This is a genomic window from Actinotignum sp. UMB0459 (genome assembly GCF_051905915.1).
GTDB classification, from domain to species: Bacteria; Actinomycetota; Actinomycetes; order Actinomycetales; family Actinomycetaceae; genus Actinotignum; species Actinotignum sanguinis.
In genome coordinates this window covers 38,404-62,819 of sequence record NZ_JBQAIK010000001.1, presented here as the reverse complement: position 1 = coordinate 62,819, position 24,416 = coordinate 38,404, and the positions used below count along the sequence as shown (strand labels likewise).

General features: G+C 61.8%; 23 protein-coding genes. 1 reads left to right on the top strand and 22 read right to left on the bottom strand.

Annotation, left to right across the window (positions count from 1 at the left end):
* Positions 1-15 precede the first annotated feature (15 nt).
* The 16 genes from ACTFPK_RS00265 to ACTFPK_RS00190 form a co-directional block, all read right to left on the bottom strand.
* A complete protein-coding gene (locus ACTFPK_RS00265; RefSeq protein WP_439910848.1) occupies positions 16-711 on the bottom strand; it encodes a helix-turn-helix transcriptional regulator in 696 nt (231 codons plus the stop codon).
* Positions 712-1,042: 331 nt separating this feature from the next.
* Complete coding sequence (locus ACTFPK_RS00260; protein WP_274734089.1) at positions 1,043-1,633, bottom strand: NUDIX domain-containing protein; 591 nt, start codon at positions 1,631-1,633, stop codon at positions 1,043-1,045.
* A gap of 47 nt (positions 1,634-1,680) precedes the next feature.
* A complete protein-coding gene (gene murJ, locus ACTFPK_RS00255; protein WP_274734090.1) occupies positions 1,681-3,321 on the bottom strand; it encodes a murein biosynthesis integral membrane protein MurJ in 1,641 nt (546 codons plus the stop codon).
* Positions 3,318-4,175, bottom strand: a complete 858-nt coding sequence (locus tag ACTFPK_RS00250) for a hypothetical protein (RefSeq protein WP_274734092.1) — start codon at positions 4,173-4,175, stop codon at positions 3,318-3,320. Before ACTFPK_RS00250 ends, murJ begins: the two co-directional genes overlap by 4 nt.
* Before the next feature lie 15 nt (positions 4,176-4,190).
* On the bottom strand, positions 4,191-5,237 hold the full coding sequence (locus ACTFPK_RS00245) for a copper transporter (RefSeq protein WP_274734093.1): 1,047 nt from the start codon (positions 5,235-5,237) through the stop codon (positions 4,191-4,193).
* 12 nt (positions 5,238-5,249) lie between these two features.
* Positions 5,250-6,425, bottom strand: a complete 1,176-nt coding sequence (steA, locus tag ACTFPK_RS00240; RefSeq protein WP_274734095.1) for a putative cytokinetic ring protein SteA — start codon at positions 6,423-6,425, stop codon at positions 5,250-5,252.
* 5 nt (positions 6,426-6,430) lie between these two features.
* A complete protein-coding gene (recN, locus tag ACTFPK_RS00235) occupies positions 6,431-8,146 on the bottom strand; it encodes a DNA repair protein RecN (protein ID WP_274734096.1) in 1,716 nt (571 codons plus the stop codon).
* Positions 8,143-8,988, bottom strand: a complete 846-nt coding sequence (locus ACTFPK_RS00230) for an NAD kinase (protein ID WP_126135585.1) — start codon at positions 8,986-8,988, stop codon at positions 8,143-8,145. The genes recN and ACTFPK_RS00230 overlap by 4 nt, the downstream gene beginning before the upstream one ends.
* A 34-nt stretch (positions 8,989-9,022) precedes the next feature.
* Positions 9,023-9,859, bottom strand: coding sequence for a TlyA family RNA methyltransferase (locus tag ACTFPK_RS00225; RefSeq protein WP_274734098.1), 837 nt, complete (start codon positions 9,857-9,859; stop codon positions 9,023-9,025).
* A 17-nt stretch (positions 9,860-9,876) separates the two neighbouring features.
* Entirely contained in the window at positions 9,877-10,053 is a 177-nt protein-coding gene (locus ACTFPK_RS00220; RefSeq protein ID WP_164545944.1) for a hypothetical protein, read from the bottom strand.
* A complete protein-coding gene (locus ACTFPK_RS00215; protein WP_274734100.1) occupies positions 10,050-11,066 on the bottom strand; it encodes an HAD-IIA family hydrolase in 1,017 nt (338 codons plus the stop codon). The genes ACTFPK_RS00220 and ACTFPK_RS00215 overlap by 4 nt, the downstream gene beginning before the upstream one ends.
* A complete protein-coding gene (locus ACTFPK_RS00210) occupies positions 11,066-12,799 on the bottom strand; it encodes a hypothetical protein (RefSeq protein WP_274734102.1) in 1,734 nt (577 codons plus the stop codon). The genes ACTFPK_RS00215 and ACTFPK_RS00210 overlap by 1 nt, the downstream gene beginning before the upstream one ends.
* A 403-nt stretch (positions 12,800-13,202) precedes the next feature.
* On the bottom strand, positions 13,203-14,309 hold the full coding sequence (locus ACTFPK_RS00205) for a sugar kinase (RefSeq protein WP_394532994.1): 1,107 nt from the start codon (positions 14,307-14,309) through the stop codon (positions 13,203-13,205).
* A complete protein-coding gene (locus ACTFPK_RS00200) occupies positions 14,306-14,953 on the bottom strand; it encodes a bifunctional 4-hydroxy-2-oxoglutarate aldolase/2-dehydro-3-deoxy-phosphogluconate aldolase (protein WP_016442775.1) in 648 nt (215 codons plus the stop codon). Before ACTFPK_RS00200 ends, ACTFPK_RS00205 begins: the two co-directional genes overlap by 4 nt.
* Positions 14,953-16,035, bottom strand: a complete 1,083-nt coding sequence (uxuA, locus tag ACTFPK_RS00195; protein ID WP_016442774.1) for a mannonate dehydratase — start codon at positions 16,033-16,035, stop codon at positions 14,953-14,955. Before uxuA ends, ACTFPK_RS00200 begins: the two co-directional genes overlap by 1 nt.
* Positions 16,035-17,633 carry a mannitol dehydrogenase family protein gene (locus ACTFPK_RS00190; RefSeq protein ID WP_039898995.1) on the bottom strand — a complete coding sequence of 533 codons (1,599 nt, stop codon included), beginning with the start codon at positions 17,631-17,633 and terminating at the stop codon, positions 16,035-16,037. The genes uxuA and ACTFPK_RS00190 overlap by 1 nt, the downstream gene beginning before the upstream one ends.
* Positions 17,634-18,044: 411 nt before the next feature.
* Here ACTFPK_RS00190 and ACTFPK_RS00185 point away from each other — a divergent pair, with 411 nt between their 5' ends.
* Positions 18,045-18,845: an IclR family transcriptional regulator gene (locus ACTFPK_RS00185; RefSeq protein WP_016442772.1), complete on the top strand. Its 801-nt coding sequence runs from the start codon at positions 18,045-18,047 to the stop codon at positions 18,843-18,845.
* A gap of 106 nt (positions 18,846-18,951) precedes the next feature.
* Here ACTFPK_RS00185 and der read toward each other — a convergent pair whose 3' ends face one another.
* The 6 genes from der to ACTFPK_RS00155 all read right to left on the bottom strand — a co-directional run bounded on the left by der (position 18,952) and on the right by ACTFPK_RS00155 (position 24,407).
* Positions 18,952-20,421 (bottom strand): ribosome biogenesis GTPase Der, encoded by a 1,470-nt coding sequence (gene der, locus ACTFPK_RS00180; protein WP_439910847.1) that lies wholly within the window; start codon positions 20,419-20,421, stop codon positions 18,952-18,954.
* Positions 20,418-21,137 (bottom strand): (d)CMP kinase, encoded by a 720-nt coding sequence (cmk, locus tag ACTFPK_RS00175; RefSeq protein ID WP_394532992.1) that lies wholly within the window; start codon positions 21,135-21,137, stop codon positions 20,418-20,420. The genes der and cmk overlap by 4 nt, the downstream gene beginning before the upstream one ends.
* Positions 21,130-22,233 carry a prephenate dehydrogenase gene (locus tag ACTFPK_RS00170; protein ID WP_394532991.1) on the bottom strand — a complete coding sequence of 368 codons (1,104 nt, stop codon included), beginning with the start codon at positions 22,231-22,233 and terminating at the stop codon, positions 21,130-21,132. Before ACTFPK_RS00170 ends, cmk begins: the two co-directional genes overlap by 8 nt.
* Positions 22,233-22,955: a pseudouridine synthase gene (locus tag ACTFPK_RS00165; protein WP_016442768.1), complete on the bottom strand. Its 723-nt coding sequence runs from the start codon at positions 22,953-22,955 to the stop codon at positions 22,233-22,235. Before ACTFPK_RS00165 ends, ACTFPK_RS00170 begins: the two co-directional genes overlap by 1 nt.
* The gene (scpB, locus tag ACTFPK_RS00160; RefSeq protein WP_394532990.1) at positions 22,952-23,509 is read right to left on the bottom strand and encodes an SMC-Scp complex subunit ScpB; all 558 of its coding nucleotides are present in this window, start codon (positions 23,507-23,509) and stop codon (positions 22,952-22,954) included. The genes ACTFPK_RS00165 and scpB overlap by 4 nt, the downstream gene beginning before the upstream one ends.
* 64 nt (positions 23,510-23,573) lie before the next feature.
* The gene (locus ACTFPK_RS00155; RefSeq protein ID WP_394532989.1) at positions 23,574-24,407 is read right to left on the bottom strand and encodes a segregation and condensation protein A; all 834 of its coding nucleotides are present in this window, start codon (positions 24,405-24,407) and stop codon (positions 23,574-23,576) included.
* Positions 24,408-24,416: the final 9 nt, after the last annotated feature.

The following is a 24,416-nucleotide window of genomic DNA, read 5'->3' as shown; positions in this document are numbered from 1 at the left end:
GTGTTTCCTCCCGATTTAAACGCTGTCAGCGTGCAGCGTCACCGTGCATACGTGGCTCCCGGATGCAATGGTTGCCAAGCGTTGCACGGGAACCCCGAGTAGTTCGTGAAAAGCGCGGGTTTCCGCCGCGCATAAAAAGTTATTCCGTGTGGCGACGTCGCGCAGAGGGCAGCGCCCTTGACACAACTGGATCATCTGGCGCGGCCCATCTTGCGTACCCGGAACATCGCGAACCGAAGCGGCGTAGCCATCTTGGGTGAGGGCGCGCGCCAGGCGGCGCAGCCGCTCCGCCGGATTTTCCGTATCCCCGAGCGCATCGCGGTAGCGCGCCACCAAAGCGCGTTCACGCCGGCGTGCAAATTCTGTCACCCCGGCCTCCCCCAGACTTTCACGCAGAAAATCGAGGGCCGCATTTGCCATGGTGTGATAGGAGGTTGCTCCGGCATTCTGCCCGGTATCCGTCGCCACGTAGTAGCGCGCTGGTCGCCCGGCCCGTGCTTCACGCTGCCCGGGTTTCTCGCATTCGGTGATCGCACCGGCATCTTCGAGCGCCACGAGATGGCGCCGCACCCCCGCGGGGGTAAGAATAGCCAGGTGGGCCAGTTCCGCGGCGCTAATGGGCCCGCGCTCCATAATGAGACGCAGAATCCCTTCGCGGGTTGTTTCTTCCCGGGGGCGGATCCCTGCACTTTCTTTGTCAGCCATCTGCATCTCCACCCCTTCCACTGTCCACCGTTCTACACCCTCACCGAGCACTCGTGCGTACCTGAGCCGCAGCCCGAGGTTCTCCCGAATGTCCCGCCGCCGCCCTATCACGTGCCGGGCTGCCATATCTAGGACCTCGCCATTCAATTAAACAACACCGACGTTGCGTAATCTAGTTTGGTCAGCCTAACCGGACGGGAAAAGTCCCGTTCTTACCGGCGCGGATCCGCAGCCCGCCCGAGTTACGCCGGTGGCTGAGACTGCCCGGAGCCACCGCCCCCCCCCCCCGGTGAGCTACCGGCCCCCGGTGAGCTACCGGCCCGAACGCCCCTAGCCGTTAAGAGCGACGTGCCAGGTACGCAAGTACCGCTGCCACCAGCTGCGGATTAGCAACCCGTCCGGCCATAATCGCCTCTCGCACCAGGGGTAGCGGCACCCACCGCACCTCAATTTCGGCCTCTTCATCTTCCCGAGCAAAAGCGGCCGCGACTGGCGCGGGGTTACGAGTGAGATAGACCGTGAGCTGCTCGTTAGTGAAACCGGGCGACGTGTAGAAACGGGTGAGAAACTCCAGTTCCCCGGCCGTATAATCCGTTTCTTCACGCAGCTCCCGGCGCGCGGCATCCATCGGATACTCACCCTCGATATCGAGGATGCCAGCCGGAATTTCCCACAGGAACGAGCGAACCGGAATCCGATACTGGCGGATGAGCAGCACTTCCTCAGCTGCGCCGTCGCCGCTGCCCCGTACCGCGAGCACCGCCACCGCATCGCGGTGCTCCACCCAGTAACGATCCATCCGCGCCCCCACGCTGGGCAGTTCCACCGTGTCCTCGTACACGTTAATGAACGGGGACGTGAGCACATTGCGCCGCCCCACGTGCCGCATATGCGCGGGACAGTACTCGTCACGCAGATCCTGGTACATAAAATTTCCTTTCCCGCCCTGCGCAGGCGTGCGAGCATCAGGCCCGTTTATGCATTAGCCTCGTCGAAAGCAACGGCAATGGCGGGCATTTCTTGGGTCGACGGCGCCTCCGCGTCGCGCGCCAACCGGAGCGCCCGCCGGTCAACGAAGTAGAGCGCCACTCCCCCGATGGCGAGGGTGAGCACTCCCGCCCCGGCAGTTGCCCCCAGCGCCCCAAGGGCACCGTCCCCCCACCAGCGTAGTATTCCGCGCCCGCTGGCATATCCGACCGTGCCGGCTACCATCGCGGCGGGCAGTACGATCCGTAGGGAGTATCCGACGCCCCGCAGCGCCCCGGGGCCTACCGCGCGCCGGATAGCGAAGATGTGGCCAACCCCGCCCACGATCATTCCCACGGACATCGCCACACCGATGCTGATGAGGACCTCGGTGCGTCCGCGCACCCCCAAGCCCGCCGCCCCAATAAGAACCACAACCACCGTCAGCCACGCCGCAGAATTGACAATAATGACCGCGCGGGCCGCCTCCACTGCGTAGAGCACCCGCGACCCGTGGTAAATGAAGGCGTAACCGAGAAGAGCCGGCGCCATGGCCAGCATGGCGGTATCCATATGAGCCACCGGACGCGCCACCGCGAAGAGTGCCTGGGCGGGCTCCGCAACGGCCACCAGCAGTGCCACGCACAGCAGCCCGATATCGAAGACAAGGCGTGAGGAGCGGGCGGTGATCCGAGCCAGGCCCGGGCGCCCGGGGATCGCGGCGGCTTCCGCGAGGCGTGGGAAAACCGCGGTGGCGATCGGAACAGCCAGCACGGCATAAGGAACCATATAGAGCTGGTTCGCGAAAGTGAAAACCGGGTAGGTTCCCACATCACCGCGGGCATTGGCGAAAAGCATGACCGCGATGATCTGAATTTGCTGAGCAAGCAGGCCAGCCAGCCCGGCCGCGCTTAACCGGAGCGCCCGACGCCCTACCCCCGGCGGGAAACGGAATGTGGGCCGCAGGGTGATGCGGCGGAGCACCGGGATGAGCTGGGGAAGGGAAAAGACCGCGACCCCCGCCGTGGTCCCCCAGGCCAGCACATAGAGAGCCGTGCGCGAAATCCGCGCCGGATCGTGCTGCTGGCCCGCGGCTAGCTGCGTGAAAATAAGGAAGGTAATAATAACTGTGACGGAGGAGAGCAGCGGGGCAAGAGCCGGAAGCACAAATTTTTTATGCGCCTGCAAAAGTCCCGTACACACGACCGACAGTCCATAGAGCGGGATTTGCCAGGCGAAAATCCGGAGCAGGGTGGCAGCGAACTCCACGCTAGCGGCAGGCGATCCCTCCCCCAGGAGCACGTCCATAATGGGCCGGGCGCCCAGGGTAACGAGCCCGGCAACCGGAATCCCGATGGCAAGTACCCAGGTGAACAAGGCCGAGGCGGTGCGGGATACCTCCGCGGCCAATGCCTTGGCCAGGAATCCGGAGACCAGCGGAATGACCGCGGCGGCCAAGGCCCCGCCGGCCGCGATTTCAAAAAGCACATTGGGGACGGTATTCGCCGTCGAATAAGCCTCCCCGGCGAGGGAATCCCCCAGCGCCCCGTTTTGCACCCAGGCGCGCACAAACCCCATGGCACGCGAGAGCAGGGTGAGAATCGCTATGGTTCCGGCTGCTCCGAGTGCCGTTCCGAGAACTTTTTTCATGCCCGGCCCGCCTGGTCGAGGGCGCGCAACCACGGATGGGTTGCGATGACCCGCGAAAATGATATTTTTTCACTCGCGATATTAAGGGCGACGACGACGCCCAGCGCCCCGCGCCGCACCCAAGGCCCGCGGCTGGCAAGCGTCCACCCCAGGGCCGCGCCCACCGCATTTGCTCCGGTATCTCCGAGCATGACCGTGCCCGCGAGATCCGCGGGCAGGCAGGCAACGCCGGTACCGACAAGTGCGGCGGCAATAGGCCCGGATGGCGGGTAACTGAGAAGAGAAAAAGGAGCAGCCGCGATCAGGGTACCTTTCCAGGCGCGACCCGGCGCGAGGTCGAGGAGATTAATAAGATTTGCGGTGGCAGCGATAAGCACGGCGCGTTCAGCGCGCAGGGCGAGCTGCCGGGAACGAGACCCGGTAGCACTGATCGGGAAACCCGCTGCCGCGACCGCGCCGAGCCCAATAATCACTATTTTCAAAGCTCCGGAAGTCAGGTGGCCGTGCGCCAGTGCTCCGAGGTGGCCGCGCAACCCCTTGGAGGTTCGCGAAAATGCGCCCTCGTAGAAATCGTCGATATAACCGGCCAGTCCGCCGCTAAGCGCCGCGAGCACGGGATGGCCCGAACACCTGCCTCCGGAGAGCAGGGAGCCCACCGTGCACCCCGTGGTGACACCCGCCACCGCCACCGGGCCTTCCCGCAAACTGACACTGCGCCCATCCTTGGCAGTGCGCTGCCAGGCGGGTGCGGTGCGCCGGGCGAGCAGCTTCTCGGCTGCGCGGGCGGCGGCGTATCCGGCCAGGGCTGCGGCACCCAGGCGCACCTGGTTCCTCCAGAAAGCAGAAAGGGTCATGAACCCATGGTACCGTTACTGCCCTGCCGGAGCCTGCCCACCTTCGGGAGCCTGCCCGCCTTCCGCGGGCGCGGGAGCCGGCGCCGGAGCCTGTTCGGGGTGCGGGGCAGGCGCTGCTTGCGCCGGCGCTGCCGAATTTTGACGCTCCCCAATCGCGCTATCCGCTCCGGGGGCTACCCCGAGGTGGACGTGGCGTTCATGCAGTTCAGCAGCTGCCGCCATGGGAATATTGACATCACCAAGCGCGGTCTGCGCCGAATCCACCGTCGATCCGTTTTTTGCGGAACGCACGGCTCCCAATACCGAGTTTCCGTCTGTTCCCGCTCCGACGGCCACGGCCGGACCGCGTCCGGCAATAGCTGCGAAGGCAGCCTGGTAGGTATCCGTAATATGCGGTGAGGTGGTCGCCTTGTCGGCCGGAACCGGTGCGGTCTCGGCCGGATCCGCGGTGATAAAAACAACCACCTCCGCGGCTTCACTCGGAGCAACCGCCACGTCGATCAGCTTATTTTCCGGGGAGGTGAGAAGAGTGATGAGCGTCGTCGCCCCCGCATCTTCGGGCGCGGAACGTACCACGGTATCCACGGCCGCCCCGAGAATCGCATCCGCGGAACCACCGGCCGGCAAGTCCTTGACATAAGAGCCGAGGTTACCGGAAAGGGTGGAACGGTAGGTGGCGTATTCGGTATCAGTAAAGGCTGGGGCTAGGGTGATTTCACCCGTGATACGGGCACCGGCCGCGGTTAGGCTCTGCCGGGTCTTCTCCACGATGGCTCCGTCCGCGCCGGCCGCCGCCACGATAGCAACGCGCCGGTTGGTTAGCGTTCCAGCATTGAGTTGCTCGCCGGCACCGAGCAGCGCCGTCGACGCCGCATCGAGCTGCGCCCCGCGTTGATCAAGCTCCACGCGCATCTTGTCACGCGATTCACGCAGGGAATCCACCTGGCCGGTGAGCCCGTGCGCGATGGAATTTTGCAGCGGTCCGGCCCCGAGAATCACTCCGATGGCAAGCGCCAAAAACACCGAAACCAGGGAAACGAGATGATACCTAAAATCAACCATCAGCTAACTTTCCTAGAAGAGATTACGGAACCACTCGGCAAGATCCCCGAGGCGAGTGGTGAGCACGGACAGGAAGGTTTGGCCCGCACCGGTGACGGCCAGGGCAGCGAAGAGCGCAAAGACTCCCGCAAGAATGAGGGCGACGAGCATCCAATTCGAGATCGAGGAGCGGTAGAGGCGCGAAACTCCTTTCGCGTCAATGAGCTTGCCCCCCACCACCAGACGGGTAAGGAAAGTGGATGCCATTCCCGCCCGGCCTTTATCGAGGAATTCAAGAATCGTATTGTGCGTGCCCACCGCCACAATGAGCTTGGCACCTTTGGAATCAGCCAGCAGCATGGCAACATCTTCGGAGGTTCCGGTAGCCGGGAAGACCACGTGATCCACTCCCAGATCCTCCACCCGTTTCTTACCTGGTGCGCGCCCATCGCGATAGGCGTGCACCACTACCTCAGCACCGCAGCGCAAGGCTTTATCGGAAACCGAATCCATATCGCCCACGATAATATCCGGGGTGTAGCCAAGTTCCAGAAGCGCATCGGCCCCGCCGTCCACCCCGATCATAAGCGGGCGATTTTCCCGGATATAGGGGCGCAGGGCGCGCAGGTCTTCACGGTAGTCGTAGCCGCGCACCACCACGAGCACGTGGCGGTGCTCCATGGACGTACGGATATCGGGAATTCCCACCCCGTCGAGGATAAGACCCTGTTCCTCGTTGAGATATTCGAGGGTATTGGCGGCAAAAGCACGCAGTTGCACGGTCATGCCCGCGCGGGCGGCCTCGCTATCGCGAGCGATGCTCTGCGCGGTTTGCAAGGTGCCCTCCGCAATAACGCGCCCGCCTGCCACCACGCGCGCCCCGTCAATATCGACCCACTGGCCCTCGGAGATATCCATAATTTCTGGGCCGAGGTCATCGATAAGCGGAATACCGGCTTCTTCCAGAATCGCCGGGCCAAGATTCGGGTAGCGCCCCGAGATAGACTTCGCGGCATTGAGCACGGCAACGGGCTGCGCGGCCACGAGGTTTTCCGCCGCCACCCTATCCAGATCTGTGTGGTTAATAATCGCTACATCGCCGACTTGGAGACGACGAGTGAGATTTTTGGTGCGCGCGTCCACCCGGGCCGGACCGGCCAGGGTTCCTTCCGCAACGACCTTCTTTTTTCGCCATAACTTCGATGCCACAAGCTTTATAGTGCCACACTCGCGGCCTTAAGTAGCTCAGCGGCGTGCGCGCGTGCCACATCGGTATCGCTGCCCGAAAGCATGCGCGCCAGTTCCGCTTCGCGTTGCGGCCCGGTGACGTCACGCAGCTCCGTGCGTGCGGCACTTTCTTCAAGTTGTTTCACGACGACGAGTTGGTGCTCGGCACAGGCCGCGACCTGGGCGAGGTGGGTAACAACAATAACCTGGGCGCTGCCGGCCAGTTTTGCCAGTCTTTTCCCGACCGCGGTGGCGGCACGGCCCCCAATCCCGGCATCAACTTCGTCGAAAAGGAAGGTGTGGCCGCGCTGAGCGCGCCGCGCCGCCAATCCCACTTCGAGGGCGAGCATAACGCGCGAGAGTTCACCACCAGAAGCGCCCGATGCGAGCGAAGAGAGCGGAGCACCGCGGTGAGCGGCAAGCAAAAAAGTGACGGAATCCGCACCGCTTGGACCGGGATCCGCGGCGCTCACTGCCACGGTGAAACGGGCATCGGGCAAAGAGAGTTCGGGAAGTTCCGTTTCCACCGCGCGGGCGAGTTCTTCCCCGGCAGCGGTACGCGCCGCCCGCAGGGCTGCTCCGGCTTGTTCCAGGGCAGCATGAGCTTGCGAAAGCTCTTTTTCAAGACGTTCCAGGGTAGCTGCCGGGTCATCGAGGTTTTCTAGGCCCTCTCGGGCCTCAGCGGCAGCCCGCAGGATTTCTTCGCCGCTCATTCCCAGCTGTTTGCGCAGTCCGGCCAGTTCGGAGCGACGCGAATAAATGGTGGAGAGCTCCTCGGGTTGGGCTTGGGTGCAACGTGCCAGTTCCGCAATCTCGGTGTGGATATCCGTGATATCGGCTTCGGCGCTTTCCAGGCGTTCCCGGAGCTCCCCGAGCTTGGTATTCGGCACATCCGGGCCGCTGAGCTCAAGGACGCGTTCGAGTTGTGCACCCGCACTTCCCAGCGCGGATATAGCTCCGTTTTCGGTATCGCTCCCGCTCAGGGCTTCAGCAGCCGCGGAGTAGGCCCCGTACATTTCCACCGCATTTTCGAGCACCCGGGCGCGCGCCCGCAGGGCTTCTTCCTCACCGGGCTGGGGATCGACCGCCTCAACTTTGTCAAGCAAGGCTCGGTAGGCTAAACGCTGTTGCGCAGCACGCTGCGCCCCGGCCCGAAAGGCATCGCGAGCTTCCCGGGCTTCCCCGTAGTTTTTCCATGCCTGCTCCCACGCTTTTTTCGCCCGCGTAACGGCTTCCCCTCCGAATTCATCGACCGCCGCGCGCTGCTGGCTGGGGTTCCCCAGCCGAATCTGATCGGATTGGCCGTGCACGGTCACAAGTTCGGCCGCGATATCGGTGAGTACCGCAGTGGGAACCGAGCGCCCTCCGACGAAGGCACGGGAACGCCCTTTCGCGGGAATATGCCGGGCAATAATCACGGCGGCGGTATCGCCGTCCACGTCGTACCGCCCCCCGGCCTCGGTGATGCGTTCCAGAAGCGGAGAAGCGGCGTCCACGAGAAACGTTCCTTCCACTTCCGCTTGGGCGGCCCCGGCCCGCACACGCGCCGGATTTGCTTTCGCTCCCAGAAGCAATGTCAGGGAGGTTACCGCCATGGTTTTTCCCGCCCCGGTTTCCCCGGTCAGCGCGGTGAGCCCGCGAGACAGATTAAGTTCAGCTTCCGCAATAACACCGAGATTGCGGATGCGTACCTGTTCGATCATTCCCGTACCTCACGCTCGCGCCAGCCGCGCACCGGTAGGTGGAAACGTGCCACCAAACGCCCGGAGAAAGGTGTTTCATTCAGACGGGCGAGCTTGACCGGACGTTCCCCACGCACCGCGGTAATCACGGTTCCTTCGGGTGCTACAAGCCGACGCCGCGAATCACAAGAAACCATAGCCTCATCGCGCAAAACCCGTACTTCCAAGGTTGAGTAAGGGCTGACCACAAGCGGACGGGTAAAAAGCGCGTGGGCTGCTACCGGAGTGAGAAGGAGTGCCTCCACGCTCGGCCATACCACCGGTCCGCCAGCTGAGAAGTTGTATGCCGTGGAGCCGGTGGGCGTTGAGAGTAACACCGCATCAGCTTTGAAAGCGGAGATTTCGCGCCCGTCCACCCCGATGGACGTTTCTATGAGACGCGAGTTAAAAGCCTTTTCCACCGAGACTTCGTTGAGGGCCCACTGGACGTTACAGGAGCCATCCGGGCGCTGCACATGCACGTCAATGGTCATGCGTTCGGAAATAACCCAATCGCGCGCGGCGATTCTTTCCACGACGGCAGGGAGCTCATCGGGTTGCGCTTCGGAAAGAAAACCCATATGCCCGTAGTTGATACCGAGGATAGGCACCCCGGTGCTGCGACCTAACTCAGCGCCGCGCAAAATCGTGCCGTCCCCACCCATGACGAGGATAAGATCCGCATCGCGGGCACCCGCCAGGGTTTCACTGGTGTCCACCCGCACGCCGCGGTCTTCTAGGGCGACAATCGCATCGTGAGCGGCGCGTTCCATCTGCGGTGGTAACGTGCGATTGACGACCAGGGCGACTTTTGGTTCTGCCATCGAATGCCTCCCCTCTCCCAGGTATCCTACCGCGCTACCGTGCTGGCCGTCCTTGACCCGCAGGCCCGGCTTTCACCGCGGCCCGCACACTTTCTTCGAGGTTCTCGCCTAGCTGATCGGTAGCATTTTTCTTCATATAAAGAAAGTATTCAACGTTCCCCGCCGGTCCGGGCAGGGGCGACGGCGCGATCGCTTGCAGCGCCAGCCCCGCGGCACGGGCAGAAAGGGCGACGTCGCACACTGCCTCCACGTGGTACTCCGGATTTCGTACCACCCCGTGCGCACCGATTTTCTCCCGGCCTACCTCGAATTGAGGCTTAACCATAAGCAAAAAATCGGCCGTTGGCGAACTCGCCGCAGCGAGCGGGGCAACGAGGAGTCGCAAAGAAATAAAAGATAGGTCCCCGACAACCAGATCGGGAGCAGGCGCGACCACCGCGGGCTCCAGGGTACGCACATTCGTGCGTTCCAGCACGGTGACGCGGGGGTCTTCACGCAGCTTCCAGGCTAGTTGGCCATAGCCAACATCCACGGCAACCACGTGGGCGGCACCGCGCCGCAGCAGCACATCGGTGAATCCGCCCGTGGAAGCACCCGCATCCAGGGCACGGACTCCCTCCACACGCGGGCCGGCATCCCCGAGATACTCGAGGGCGCCCAGGAGTTTATATGCTCCGCGGGAGACGTAGCGATCCTGAGCCGCTTCTTTGACCAGAAGTGCCTGGGCCGGATCCATCTGCCGGGCGGGTTTCGTTACCTCAGCTCCGTCAAGGAATACCTGACCTTCACGAATGAGCACCGCGGCATCCTGGCGGGAGCGCGCGAGCCCACGCCGCACGAGTTCCGCGTCAACGCGCCGTAAACGCCCCATAGGCTCGCCTTTCTGATTTAGACCCGCGCCCGGGATAGGCGCCGGCCGAGTTCGGTGTGAATCGCCTCCAGCTGTTCAATCTGTTCGGGCAGATCAAGCTCGTTGAGATTCTCTAAGGCCGCCTCAATATTGAGCGGAGCGCTCGGGCGCGGTACCGTTCCTCCAGGTGCCGCGGCTCTTTCCTGATCCGTCATCGCCGCTCCACGATGATGTCCTCGAGCGTGACATTTTCGCTAAGCCCACGATCACGGGCCTCCCATACCGCGTGCACCGCGGCCCGGTAGGTGTCCAGCCCCAGGTGGGGCCCACATCCATCGGAGGTGACCAGGCGGGCCGCTGCGCCGTCGTTACTATGATCAACCTGTGCCCAGGATGTGCCCGCAACCCAGCGTTCACCTTCCCGATAGATCTCCGGGTAGTCCTCGTTGAGGACCCGCAGATCATCACCGAGATAATCGGGGCGTTCTTCCTGCGCAGCCAGCATAATATCGCGGGCGGAACTTACTCCGGTAAGCACGTGGAGGCTGGCGATACCTGCGGCACGCGCGCCGCGAATATCGGTATTGAGCCGGTCACCGATAGCGAGGGGACGGCTGGCTCCGAGCATCTCCATCCCGATGGCAAAAATCGCGGGATCGGGTTTGCCCGCGGAGAGCGGTTTCACCCCGGTGGCGTTAACTACTGCAGCCACGAGTGAGCCGCAGCCGACCATAAAGCCCCGCTCCATGGGGAGAGTCGCATCGAGATTCGTAGCAACGAAAAGGGCACCGCGGCGAATAGCCAGGGCCACTTCCGAGAGCGCTGCCCAGTCAATCGTCGGGTAAAACCCCATAATGACCACGTCCGGATTATCATCCGCGGATATAACCGGAACAAGGCTGGTTTCACTCACCGCACGATGCAGACCGTTACCCCCGATAACGAGGGCTTTTGCTCCGGCCGGCACCCGTGACGCGGCGAGCCGTGTGCTCGCCATCGCGGAGGTGAGCACCGTTGTTGCCGGGGCTGAAATTCCCACTGTCGCGAGGTGCGCGGCGACTTCTTCCTGGGTACGCGAGGCGTTATTGGTAAGGAAAAGCGGGCGCATTCCGGCCGCGATGGCGCGCCCGTAGGCATCGGCAGCGTTGGGGGCCGGATCGGTGCCCAGATAAACGACACCGTCCAGATCGAAAATCACGCCGTCAAAATGAGATACCAGACTCACCATTACTCTTCTTCTGACTCCGGCTCCGGTTCCGAAATGGCCTGCGTCTCGACCTCAGCTTCGTGCGCCAGTTCAGGTTCAGCTGCGGTTACATACGCCGGTTCCGTCTCGGATTCCGTATCAGACTCAGCTAGCGCTCCGGCCTCAGGCTCTGCTTCCGCTACCTGTTCCGCTTCCGTTTCCCCGGCTACGTTCGTATCGGTTTCTAATTCGGACGCGTCCGCTGCGTCGGACTCAGGGTCCTCCGCGGTGAACAGCTCGACTTCACCTTCGGCGTTGTAGACCGGGTTCCAGCGGGCCCGCAGCTCGTCAGCCTCTTCCACGCGTCCTAGCTCTTCGAGGCGATCTGCTTTAATGAGCTCAACGCGCGCGCGCAATTCTTCATCGAGGTTCTCGACCTTGATTTTCTCCAAAACAGCGAGTCCCGCCTCAGAATCTCCCGCGTCCGCGCGGGCGCCGGACGTCACCAGTGCCAATTCCAGCGTGGTGGCGGTATTGAGCCGCTTGAGCGGAATTTCGGCAATAAAGGCGAGAGCCTTTTCGGGCCGTCCCAAGCCACGCTCGGAATCAGCCTCGAGGGCCACATGCGAGTAATCATCGGTCATACGCCGATACGTGCGCAGCTCACGCAACGCTTCGGAATATCGGCCGGTCAAGTAGGACGTCAATCCCAGCGCCTCGCGCACAATATCGATGCGCGCCGCGTGCCGATAGGCCGCTTTGGCGTGCTCGTAGGCGAGTTCCGGGTTCTGGTCCATCATCGATCCGGCATAAACCAGGTGCCGTGCCACATTCTCGGACACCGCCGGCGCGAGAACTTTAAGCTTACGCCGCGACTCCGCTGCAAGATCCTGCGCATTGACGGTTTCGGGAACGAAGGGATCCTTCGCTCCACCGCGACTGCGCCGATCATCCCGCCGCTTCTTATCGTCCTCGCGATGCCCGCCACGGTCCTCGCGGCGCCGATCATCCCGGCGATAGTTATCGCGACGGCGCTCATGGCGGCGCCCGTCGCCACGCCAATGATCGTCACGCTCAAAACGGCGCCTGGCATCGCCCTGGTCGCGGCCCCCGTAGTTGTTGTTATCGCGTGGTTCATCTTCGTTGGTACGACGACGATCTTCGCGTCCAGAGCGGTCATTGTAACGATCATCGCGGCGCCCACTGAATCGCTTATCCTGGCTCCGGCGGTCTTCACGCCATTGGCCGCCGCGGCCTGCGCGCCGGTCGCGACGATCATTGCGGCCTTCGCCGCTCCGATCCCAGGAACCTCGCGACTCGCGTGATTCGTTTGAATCCCGGTCGTTCCAATCGCGCCGGTATCCACGATGGTCCTCACGGTCACGGCGGTTATGGAATCCGCTCTTCTGCCCGTGTTCACCGTGACCATCTTGGAATTCGCCTCGACGGTTCCACGACGAGCGCCGGTTGCCACTATCGCGCCCACCATAGGAATCTCGCGATTCCCATGACTCGCGATCCTGGCGCCGATCATCACTGCGGCCTCCGCGCCGATCACCTTGATGCCGGTTCCACCGGGATTCACGGTTATCCCGCCGCCGTGATCCGCCACGGTGATCATTCCAGGCATCGCGAGGATCGCTCCAATCGCGTTCCCCACCGTTTCCCCCAGATTCACGCTGCGAGGATTCGCGCGGTTGCCGTGCCGAGCGCCATTGTCCTCTCGGACGGTCGTCTTCGGAGCGTGCGTCGCTCCACTCTTCGTGGTCAGACATTTTATTCCTCGCAGTTCGATTGTAAAGAATCACGATGCTGTGCTTATTTTAGGCCGACTTCAGCTCGGCCGCGCGCTGAGCAGCCAATTTTGGCGCGCAGAGATTAATAAAAGTGTGGGGTGTGTTCTATGCCCTATCTAAAAAGACATAAACACACCCCACACACAATAAGAAACATGGCGGCAGCAACCTACTCTCCCACACCCCACCGAGTGCAGTACCATCAGCGCAAACAACCTTAGCTATTAAAAAATTTTTTTGGGGGGGGGGTTTTACGTGTTGGGCCGGGCCCTAAATTTTTTGGGGCGGGGGTGGTTCCGGGCGGGCGTAAACGGGGGGGGGGCCCACCGCCCGGCCCCCCCCACCCCCCCCCCACTAGTTACGCTGTGCAGTGTGCGCGGCTCTAGCGCTTGACGCGCGCCGAGCCACCGCGGGCGAGGTTCTCTACCTCGGCGCGGGTAGCCATGGTGGTATCACCCGGCGTGGTCATGGCGAGGGCGCCGTGGGCGGCCCCGAGTTCCACTGCCTTCTGGACATCACCGTATTCCATGAGCCCGAAGATAAGCCCGGAGGCGAAGGAGTCTCCCCCACCCACGCGGTCAAATATCTCTAGGCCATCACGCTGGGTGGCCTGCACGAAGCCCTGGTCACGCTTCCATGCCACTGCACCCCAGTCATTGATGGTTGCCGAACGGACCTGGCGCATCGTGGTACCGATGGCCTTGAAGTTCGGGAAGGTTTCTGCCGCCTTCTCAATCATCTTGTGGAAGGATTCCACCTGGAGGTTATCGAGGTTCTCATTTGCACCTTCGATTTCCAGGCCGAGGCAGGCGGTGAAGTCCTCTTCGTTACCGATCATGACATCCACGAAGGGTGCCAGGGACTTATTCACTTCCTGCGCGCGGGCCTTTCCACCGTGCAGATTCCACAGCGAGGGACGGTAGTTGAGGTCATAGGACACGACGGTGCCGTATTCCTTGGCCTTCTTAATAACCGCCAGCGCCGTTTCCGAAGCTTGCTCCGAGAGGGCCGCGTAAATCCCGCCGGTGTGCAGCCAGCGCACCCCAAGCTCGCCAAAGAGGTAATCGAGATCGATATCCTCCGGGGTGAGCTGCGAAATCGCAGTGTGGGCCCGGTCGGAACAGCCGACCGCTCCGCGCACGCCGAAACCGCGTTCGGTGAAATTGAGACCGTTACGAGCCGACTGGCCGATGCCGTCGTCGTCGACCCAATGAATAAAACGGGTGTCCAGACCGCCGGTGAGGATCAGATCCTCGAGCAGCAAGCCCACTTCGTTACGTACCAGGGAAGTGAGGATCGCACCGCGCTTCTGGAAAGCGCGCCGCAGGCCGCGAGCCACGTTGTATTCGCCGCCACCTTCGGAGGCAGCAAACTGACGCGTGGTGCGGATACGCCCGGCACCCGGATCTAGGCGAAGCATAACTTCACCCAGGGAGACAATATCGTAGGTGGTTTCCTCGGCGGTTTTAATCGTCAGGGCGTCGCTCACTTGCGAATCTCCTTAGCTAGATCGGATGCTTCTTGGGACAGACGGGTGATCTCCGCAAAGTTCCCGGAGGAAATCAGGTCGCGCTTGATCATCCACGAACCCGATACGGACAGGATCGCCGGATCGGACAGCCACTCGGCCATATTCGCGAGCTTCACACCGCCCGAAGGCACGAAGTAGGTATTCGGGAAGGGACCGCGCAGGGCCTTGACCATGGGCAGCCCACCCGCTTCCCCACCGGGGAAGAACTTTACCGCGGTGGCACCGTACTCCAGGGCCATCATGATTTCCGTAGCGGTCTGCACACCCGGAAGGTAGGGAATTTGGCGTTCGGCTGCCACATCGGCAACACCGGCGCTCCAGCCCGGGGACACGAAGAACTTCGCGCCCAGGTCCGCGGCGGTTTCCGCCTGGGCCCGGGTGAGCACCGTTCCGGCACCCACCGTCATTCCCTCGATATCGCGCATGGCTTTAATGGCTTCCCCACCGGCAGCGGTACGGAACGTCACTTCGGCGCAATGGATACCGCCGGCGACGAGCGCGCGGGCCGCCTCGGGTGCCTGCGCGGCATCATCGATCACCACAACGGGAACAATGGGGTGGGTTTCCAGGAACGGACGAACGTCTGGAAGTTGCTGAGACACTACTTTGCCGCCTTCTTCATCTTGTCGATGCCGTCCCACAGCCCGAGGAGGTACTGGGTGCCCAGTGCCCGGTCATACAGCGGGTAGCCGGGGCGGCCTTCTTCGCCCCAAATCATGCGGCCGTGATCGGGACGCACGTAAATATCGGGGCAGGTATCGTAAATGGCTTCCACCGCGGCCTGCATATCGAGGTCGCCGTCCGCGGACCAGTGGGCCGCTTCCTTGAACGTCTTCTCCCCGAGGTACTTGACGTTACGCAGGTGGGAAGCGGCGATACGGCCACGTTCGCCCACGTAGCGCAGGATCTCAGCAACGTTATTGGACGGGTTGGAGCCGAGCGAGCCGATGCACACGCACAGGGAGTGCATCGGGGAATCATTGAGAGCCAGGATTTCCTTGATGTCATCCAGGCTCTTGTAGGCACGCGGAATACCGAAGAGATCCCAGGCCGGATCATCCGGATGGCAGGCCATCTTAATGCCGACCTTTTCACAGGTGGGGATGATGCCGTCCAGGAAGTACTTCCAGTTTTCGCGCAGTTTCTCCACCGTCATATTCTGGTAAAGCGCCATGACTTCATCCAACTTGGCCAAGCGTTCGGGTTCCCACCCGGGCAGGGTGAGGCCGCCGGACTCTTCGGCCGTCTTATTGACGATATCCTGCGGGGTCATGCCTTCGATTTCGGAGTGATCGTAGTACAGGCAGGTGGAGCCATCCTCGTTCACGTGAGCGAGCTCGGTGCGCAGCCAGTCAAAGACCGGCATGAAGTTGTACACAACTACCTTGACGCCGAATTCCGCGAGGTTTTCCAGCGTGGTGCAGTAGTTCTTGATGTACTCGTCACGGCTCGGAAGCCCGAGCTTGATGTCCTCGTGGACGTTGACGGATTCGATGATCTCGCATTCAAGCCCGGCTTCGTGGACCTGGTCGATGAGGACCTTGATTTCGTCCTTTTCCCAGTTCTCCCCCGCCGCCTTGTAGGACAGGGTTCCCATAATTCCGGACACGCCCGGAATCTGCTTGATGTACTGCAGCGGAATCGGGTCGTGACCTTCGCCGTACCAGCGGAATGTCATTTTCATTAGTTGATCTCCTCGTGAATAGTGGCACGCACAGCGCCGGGACCGGCAATGAGCTTGGTAAACAGAGCTTCGACCTTCTCCGCCAGCGGAGTGGTATACAGGTCGAGGCCGAAGATATTGGCATTGGACAGAATGGGCTTGAGCACGGCGTGAGCGTCAACGCTTTCACCGAGCTTAATTCCCTTGAGGTGCCCCTGGAGTTCTTCCAGCAGCGGATCGGAAGACGGCGTGAATTCTTCGCCATCGTCCGCGATACCGAGCAGGTACCGTGCCCACACCGCGAATACGAGCGGGATCACGCGCAACTTGTCCATATCCAGACCGCGGCGCTGATACTCCTGCAGCGTGACACCGAAACGGATCGGAATCTTCTGCGAGGTATCCATGGCGATACGGGCCGGATTGTCCGGCAGCGCGCTGTTGGGGAAACGCTCTTCGAGGACTTCGCGCACGAAGTCCTTCGGATCGATGATCCCCGGATCGGTTACTACCGGCATCGCTTCATCATAGGCGAGGATATTGACCATCTTCGCCAAATCGGGATCGCGCATTTCCGAATCAATGGTCGGGAAGCGCATAACCGTACCGGACACTGCCAGTGCGGTGTGGAGCGGATTGAGACAGGTGGTGACCTTCATCCGCTCGAACTTATCGCAGGTTTCACGATCGGTGATGTACACGCCGTAGTCCTCAAAAGGCGGGCGTTCGGCCGCGAACTTATCTTCGATAATGAGGTATTCGGTGGGTTCGGCGTTGACAAACCCGGCAATCGGGGTGCGCCCGAGGTGGTCAATACCCATGTCGGTAAAGCCAAGACCGGTGAGGTATTCCGAAACTTCTTCCGAGGGCCGCGGGGTGATCTTATCGATCACGGAAATCGGGAAAGCAACCTTGGTGTCATCACTGACCCAGTCCAGGAATTCCTGGCTGAGTGCGCCGCGCTCCACCCACCCGCGGGCAATTTGCAATATCGAATCGCGCAGCTTATCGCCGTTGTGGGAGAAGTTATCCGCAGAGATGAAGTTAATGGGTGCTCCGCCCGCCTGGTAGCGATGCGCGAGGAGCCCGGCCAGCAGTGCCATGGTGTTTTCATGGTTAGCGTAAGGATCCGAAGCGATATCCGCGCGGGTAGCTTCGGAGAGTTCACCCTGGGAATCCTGAATAACATAGCCTTTTTCGGTAATGGTGAGAGTTACCGTGGTCATCTCCGGCTTGGTGAAAATCGAGACGAGCCGGTCAAAATCGCCGTCGCGGCGGGTGGCCAGGCCATCAGCCAAGCCGGCGATAACGCGGGTATCGCGCTTGTCCCCGGAAAGAATAACGCCCAGGGTCAGCAGATCAAAAGCTTCGAGCTGCTTTTCCATTTCAGCGGGATCCATGGGAACCACACCGGTAATCGGCCAGTACTTGCCGTCTGCAAGCATGTCATCCGCAATGCGAGCCAAGAAAATCCGGAAAATATTACCCGGGCCGATATGCAACCAGCGCGGGTTGGTGCGCGCGCGCTCCTGCGTGGCGGCCACATCAAAAGCCGGAACTTGAATACCGGCCGCTTCGTAATCACTCGCGTGGGAAAGCGAGCTGAGATTGAGTTTCATATACATCACCTTTGATAGTTGGATCGGGACGGCTCCACGTGCGATCCACCGGCGGCCGCCCCGCAGGATCGCCGGCATGCGCCGCGTTCCTACCGTGAGGTCACCCGGTGAGTGAACACCGCTCCCGATGTCACCACCCAGTATTCCTTTATAAGACGACGAACCGGCCAGGCACCCCCGCACCCGTATGTTTCTTTACGTGAAACGCCCGTTCGCACGTATGAAATGATTGTACCTCATTTTCATTCCGGACGGCACCCCTGAGCGACGTGTGAAGTATTCGGATTTCGGGCCTTTTCTTATTCAACACTGACTGTCTGATGCTCTCATTTCCATGTTTCACATATTGAAATCCCGCGGTATAATTTTCCCGGCCTGCAGTTATACCCTCGTTGAGTAAAGGAGCTTGAGGTGTCCGGTACTTCCCCTGAGGAGCGCGCTCCGCTCTCCTCCATTGATCGTGCATTGCTCGTTGTCGAGTTTTTAGCACGCCGCGGACCGGAAGGTGCCCCCCTCTCCGATATCGCAGCCGCGGTAGAGTCCAATAAGGCCACGGTCCACCACACTCTGCGTTCGCTGCGCTACCGGGATTGGGTGAACCAGGATCCCGACAACGGTTACTACTTCCTCGGGGACGGCGTCGATCCGATCATTCGCTACACTACGCGCACCCAATTCGTGGTGGACCAACTCCACCCGGCCCTGGTTGCTATTTGCCACCGCTTTAACGAGTTGGTGCACCTGGGCAAGCTATCCGGTCAAGTTGTCACCTACCTAGATAAGGTGGAGCCAGACCGGCCCATTCGAGTGGTTTCTTATATCGGGCGTAATGCGCCGGCCGTCACCACCGCGCTCGGGCGTGCCCTCCTGGGCGCGAATAACGTAACGGGCGCGGAAATTGACTGGTACCTGAGTGTCCCCACCGACACTCCCCCTACCCGCGCCGCTATCGAAGAATGTATCGAGCATGTGCACCGCTACGGCTGGGGTATGGAAGTGGAAGAAAACGAAGCGGGGATTGCTTGCGTGGCGGTTCCCGTGGATTTGAAAAATGGCGAGCGGGTAGCGGTATCCGTCACCGCACCCGCCGAACGCCTGGGTGCGGCAACACGTGAAGCGGTGGCTTACGGCATCGCGGAAGAAATCAGCGCTATCGCCGGCTCCACCGGCGTGAGCGTTCCGGAGGTTCTACTGCCGCGCTCGGCGCGCTAGCCGGAGCGCCGTAGGCAGGGACAGCGATGGGAGCTTTCCTGCCGCGGTCCCTGCCGGTGGTGGAAGTACGACGACGCCGCTAGCTGCGCCGTCGTACCCATCTCCGCTACTTCTTGCGCCGTTCGCGCACCCGAACCGAAATTTGAAGCGGGGAGCCTTCGAAACCGAAAGTGGCCCGCAAGCGATTTTCCAAGAAACGCCGGTAGCCTGCTTCGATGAAGCCGGTGGCGAAAAGCACGAAACGCGGCGGACGGGTGGAAGCCTGGGTGCCGTAGAGGATACGCGGCTGCTTGCCTCCGCGCACCGGATGCGGGTGCGCGGCCGCCAATTCGCTGAGGAAAGCATTGAGTTTGCCAGTGGGAATACGCTGGTCCCAGGATCGCAGCGCAGTGGTCATGGCGTTGGAGAGCCGATTGGTATGCCATCCGGTTTTTGCCGAAAGATTGACGCGCGCGGCCCACTGGATCTGAACCAGCTCCCGCTCGAATTCGCGGTCAAGTTCGAAGCGACGTTCGTCATCCACTTCGTCCCATTTATTGCAGACGATGACCAGGGCGCGCCCAGCGTCAATCACCTGCTGAATCACCCGAATATCCTGTTCGGTGAGCGGCTCTGAGGCATCGATGAGGGCGAGGGCCAGTTCGGCTTCCGCCAGCGCGCGCTGGGTGCGCAGATTCGCGTAATAATCCGCCCCGCGAGTTTGGTGAACCCGTCGGCGAATTCCAGCGGTATCAACAAAAGTCCACGGGGTACCGTCTAGCTCAATGACTTCGTCAACAGGATCGCGAGTGGTTCCGGCAATATCACTCACCACGGCGCGGGTTTCCCCAGCTAACTGGTTGAGCAGTGAGGACTTGCCCACATTCGGGCGCCCCACAATCGCGACCCGGCGCGGGCCGCGGTGAACGGGACGTGCCGGTACCTCGCGTTCCGCGGGAAGCGCACCGATGACCACGTCGAGAAGATCCCCCGAGCCACGCCCGTGCAGGGCGGATACCGGGTACGGCTCCCCCAGCCCTAAAGACCACAGATAAGCAGCATCCGGTTCCTGCTGGGGCGAATCTACTTTATTGGCCGCAACAATCACGGGCTTGCGCGAGCGGCGCAGTACCCGGACCAGAGCTTCATCGGTATCCGTCATACCCACGGTGGCATCCACGACGAAAATAACGGCATCGGCCTGGTCAATGGCAATTTCGGCCTGCAGGGCAACATCGCGATCCAGACCGGCAACGTCACGTTCCCAACCGCCGGTATCCATGAGGAGGAAGCGGCGATCCGCCCACTCGGCTTCGTAAGATACCCGGTCACGGGTGACGCCCGGAACGTCCTGCACCACGGCCACCCGCTTACCAACAATGCGATTCACCAGGGAGGACTTGCCCACATTCGGGCGCCCAATAACTGCCACCACGGGTAGCGCGCGGGCAGCCACCTGCTCCTGGGGTTCCTCACCGGCCAGGAGCGCCAGATCGGCTTCGTCCAGATCGTAGGCGTCCAGACCGGCCCGGAGTACGCGTTCGGCATCGTCCGGGGTGGTCCCCTCCGTGCTCATATCACGGTATTCCTCAGTCATTCCTGTTCCTTTCGAGAGCCCTGTGCCAGCGCTCGCACCGCGGCTACCACGTCCGCAATACTCATCTGAGAAGAATCAATTGTAACGACTCCATCGCGATCTTCCAGGAAAGAAGCGACCGTCGAGTCCTTCGCGTCCCGCTCGCTCACTTCCGCGCGGGTAGCTGCTAGGGCAGCGGGCGCTACGCTTCCGCGTACCTCCCGGGCCCGCCGTGCCAAACGTGTTGCTTCCGATGCGGTGAGAAGAATTTTTGTGGGCGCATCGGGGGCGACGACGCTGGTGATATCGCGCCCCTCCACCACAATGTCCGGGTGCGCTGCAATAATGGCCCGCTGCCGGGCAATGAGTTCGGCTCGCACCTCAAGATTCACGGCCACCTGGGAAACTACCCGGGAAAGCTCCGGAGCACGAATAGCGGCGGTTATATCTTCACCTTCGCAGCTAATCACCTGTTGATCGGGATCGAGGGGCATCTCAAGTTTCATTGCCCGCACCACGGCGGTCACGGCCGGCTCATTAGTGAGCTCCACGCCGGCACGCTGCGCGGCCCAGGCCGCGGCGCGGTACATTGCCCCGGTATCCAAGTAGCGCAGCCCAAGTTCCCGGGCAACCTGGCGGGACACTGTGGATTTACCCGAGCCGGAGGGTCCGTCAATAGCAATGGGATACCCCGCAGCCTCGGGGCGTGGGATGCCCAATGTGCCCATCTCACTCATGCTCTCCTCCTTCAATAAAAGCTTGCCACTGGCGCGCGGCGAGAGCTCCGGTGAGATCCCGGGCAGCGGCCGGAGCTACAGATAACCGTGCCCGCCCTACTTTTTGGGACACGGAATGTTCAAGAGAAAAATCTTCAATATTCACGCCGATTTCACCCACCTCGGTGAAGAGGCGGCCCAATTCACCAGGGCGGTCCGGAACCAGGACGGTTACTTCGGTGTAGCGCTGGGGAGCTCCCCCATGTTTGCCGGGGATACGCGCTACCCCGCGCCCACCTGCAGCGACCACCGCGGCAACCGCCCGGGCCAGCCCGGGTGCCCGCGCCGCACCCGCGGCCGCTTCGAGAGCACTCGCCAAGCGCCCGGTACGCTCGGCAACATCGCGAAGAACGGGAGCAACCGCCGCGCAATTACAGGCGATAATCGCGGTCCATAGCTGCGGATCCGAATGGGCCAACCGAGTCATATCGCGTAAACCTTGGCCGGCGAGGCTCAGCTCGGTAGCTGCGGCGTCGTTCAACGTGCCCGCCAGCAGGGACGACACCAATTGTGGAACGTGACTGACAAGGGCAACGGCACGATCATGCGCGTTTGCCTCCACAAGAATCGGCATGGCTCCGCAATCCAAAGCCAGGGTGCGCAAACGCACAATATCTTCTTCGCGGGTCTCCGGGCGCGGGCAGATCACCCACGGGCGGCCCTCAAAAAGATCGGCATCCGCGGCGATCGCCCCGGAACGTTCCCGACCTGCCATGGGATGGCAACCCACGTAGCGGGCTCGTTCGGGATGCGCGGTAAGGCGATCCGCCACCACAGCCTTCACGGAGGCAACATCGGTGACAAGCGCGGTGGGGAAACGATCCAGGGCCGTGCTCACCACCTGCGCCGTCACATCCGGGGGAACCGCAACCACCACGAGGCTCGGCTCCCAGGCATCTTCCGGCGGCTCCTCCCCCGCCCCCAGATCACGGGCGAGGGCCGCCGCGAGCGGAGAAGCATCCTCCAGATACACCGGGATATCGCGCAGCCGTAGCCGCAGTCCGAGGGAAGCGCCCAGCAACCCCGAACCGATAATAAGGACCGGACCGGCGCGCATCACATCCCTACCGAATGCATGAGGGCCGAGAGCTCACTTCCTGCGATAACCCTGCTTTTACCGGGGCGCAACCTCCCGGCATCAATAGTGGCGAAACGGGTGCGCACCAGTTCCATAACGGGGTGTCCCACTTCTTCCATAATGCGACGCACAATCCGATTGCGGCCCGAATGCAACGTGAGTTCCACGATGGAATTGCGCGGCTGCGATTCCCGCAGTACGAATTTATCCACCCGGATGGGGCCGTCCTCCAGGGTGATGCCCTTTTCCAACACTCGCGCGAGGCCACGCGTCACCTGGCCTTCCACTCGCGCCACGTAGGTTTTGGGAACCTCGTACGAGGGGTGGGTGAGCCGGTGGGTGAGTTCGCCATCGTTCGAGAGCAGAATAAGGCCCTCGGTATCTTCGTCCAGGCGCCCGACGTGGTAGAGCCGTTGCTCGTATTTCTCCACGTACTGGGCGAGGCTCGGGCGGCCCATATCATCATCCATGGTAGAAACAACCCCCGGCGGCTTGTAAAGCGCGACGGTCAGCAGATCGGGTTTCACGGCGATTGGCATACCATCCACGTGGATGGTGTCACGTTCGGCATCTGCACGCGTTCCCATTTCGGTCACGACGGCGCCGTTCACAGCCACCCGCCCCTCGGCAATGAGCGCTTCGCAAGCGCGCCGGGAACCCACCCCCGCGTGGGCCAGGATCTTTTGCAAGCGTTCTCTCATCTTATTTCTCTTTCCACATCATCAAGGTCGGTTGCTTCGGGCAGATAGGGCGCCAGCGGAGGCAGGTCATCCAGGGAATTCATACCCATGGCTTCGAGGAAATACGGGGTGGTCACATACAGCACTGCACCGGTGGACGGTGTAGTGCCCGCTTCTTCAATGAGGCCGCGAGTGGCGAGCGTACGAACAACTCCATCAACGTTCACACCGCGAATGGCCGCGATCTGGGCGCGGGTAACAGGCTGCCGATAAGCGATCACCGCCAGCGTTTCCAAAGCCGGCGTGGATAGTTTACCCGATTGTCCGCGGGTCACGTGGGCAAGAACAACGTCCGATACTAACGGATTGGTGTAGAAACGCCACCCCCCTCCCGCTTCGCGCAATTCGAATCCGCGCGGGCGCCCACTGCGGTACTCCCGCGCGAGATTTTCTAATTCGGTGCGGGTATCGGCTTCGTTCAGACCCACCGCCTCGGCAAGAGTACCGAGAGGAACCGGAGCGGCCGCCACAAAAAGCACCGCCTCAAGTGCGGTGGCGGGGCAAAGATCAGCCACAGATTCTCCTTTAAGCTTCCGGATCCGGAGCGGCACGCGCACAGTGCTCGCCCTGATGCCCAGTCTAGTCGCTGCTCAGCGCGCTGGTTGGCGACACTTCGCCGTATTCCGCGGCAACGTCGCCCGCACCGGCCGCCCCGCGATCATCAGCCGGCGTGGGACGCAGCACCAGCGCGCCCAAAGGCTCATCCTGTTCGGCGGCTATCGCGCCCCGACGTAACAATTCCAAGACCGCCAAGAAACGGGCCACGACTACCTGCACCGATCTAGCGTCGGAGCAGAGCTGCGCAAAAGTGAAAGACTCGCCACCCCGAAAACGTTCTTCTAGGTAGGAAATTTGACTGGCAACCGGAACAACCGGGGAGTGCAAATGCTCCAGGCGAACCACCGGCTCGGAAGTATCACGGGTGAAAGCACGGGCAGCCAGCAGGGCCAGATCCATGACACCGAGCGGGAGGCGCACCTCCGGAAGCGCTTTCGCGTACATTTCCTCGAGGGGAACATCGCGGCCCACCCGCCGCCCGGTTTCCTCCAGGCGTGCCCCGAAATCCCGAGCTACTTCTTTAAAAGCTCGGTACTGGAGCAGCTTGGCGAAGAGAAGATCGCGCTGTTCAAGGAGCTCCCAATCCTCTTCTTCGCTTTCGTGGCGTGGCAGCAAGCGCGCTAGTTTCATATCGAGGAGGGTGGCGGCCACGACCAAAAATTCTGAGGTGGTAGATAGATCTACCTCCGGCCGAGACCGAATCCAGGCGATGAACTCATCCGTCACTTCCGCCAAGGCCACCTCGGTAATATCCAAGTTTTTCTTGGAAATCATGGAGAGTAGTACCGAAAATGGCCCCGAATACACGTCGAGATCAACGTCAAAATCGGAGGAGACATCAAAAAGGGTGGTCACGCCCACTCC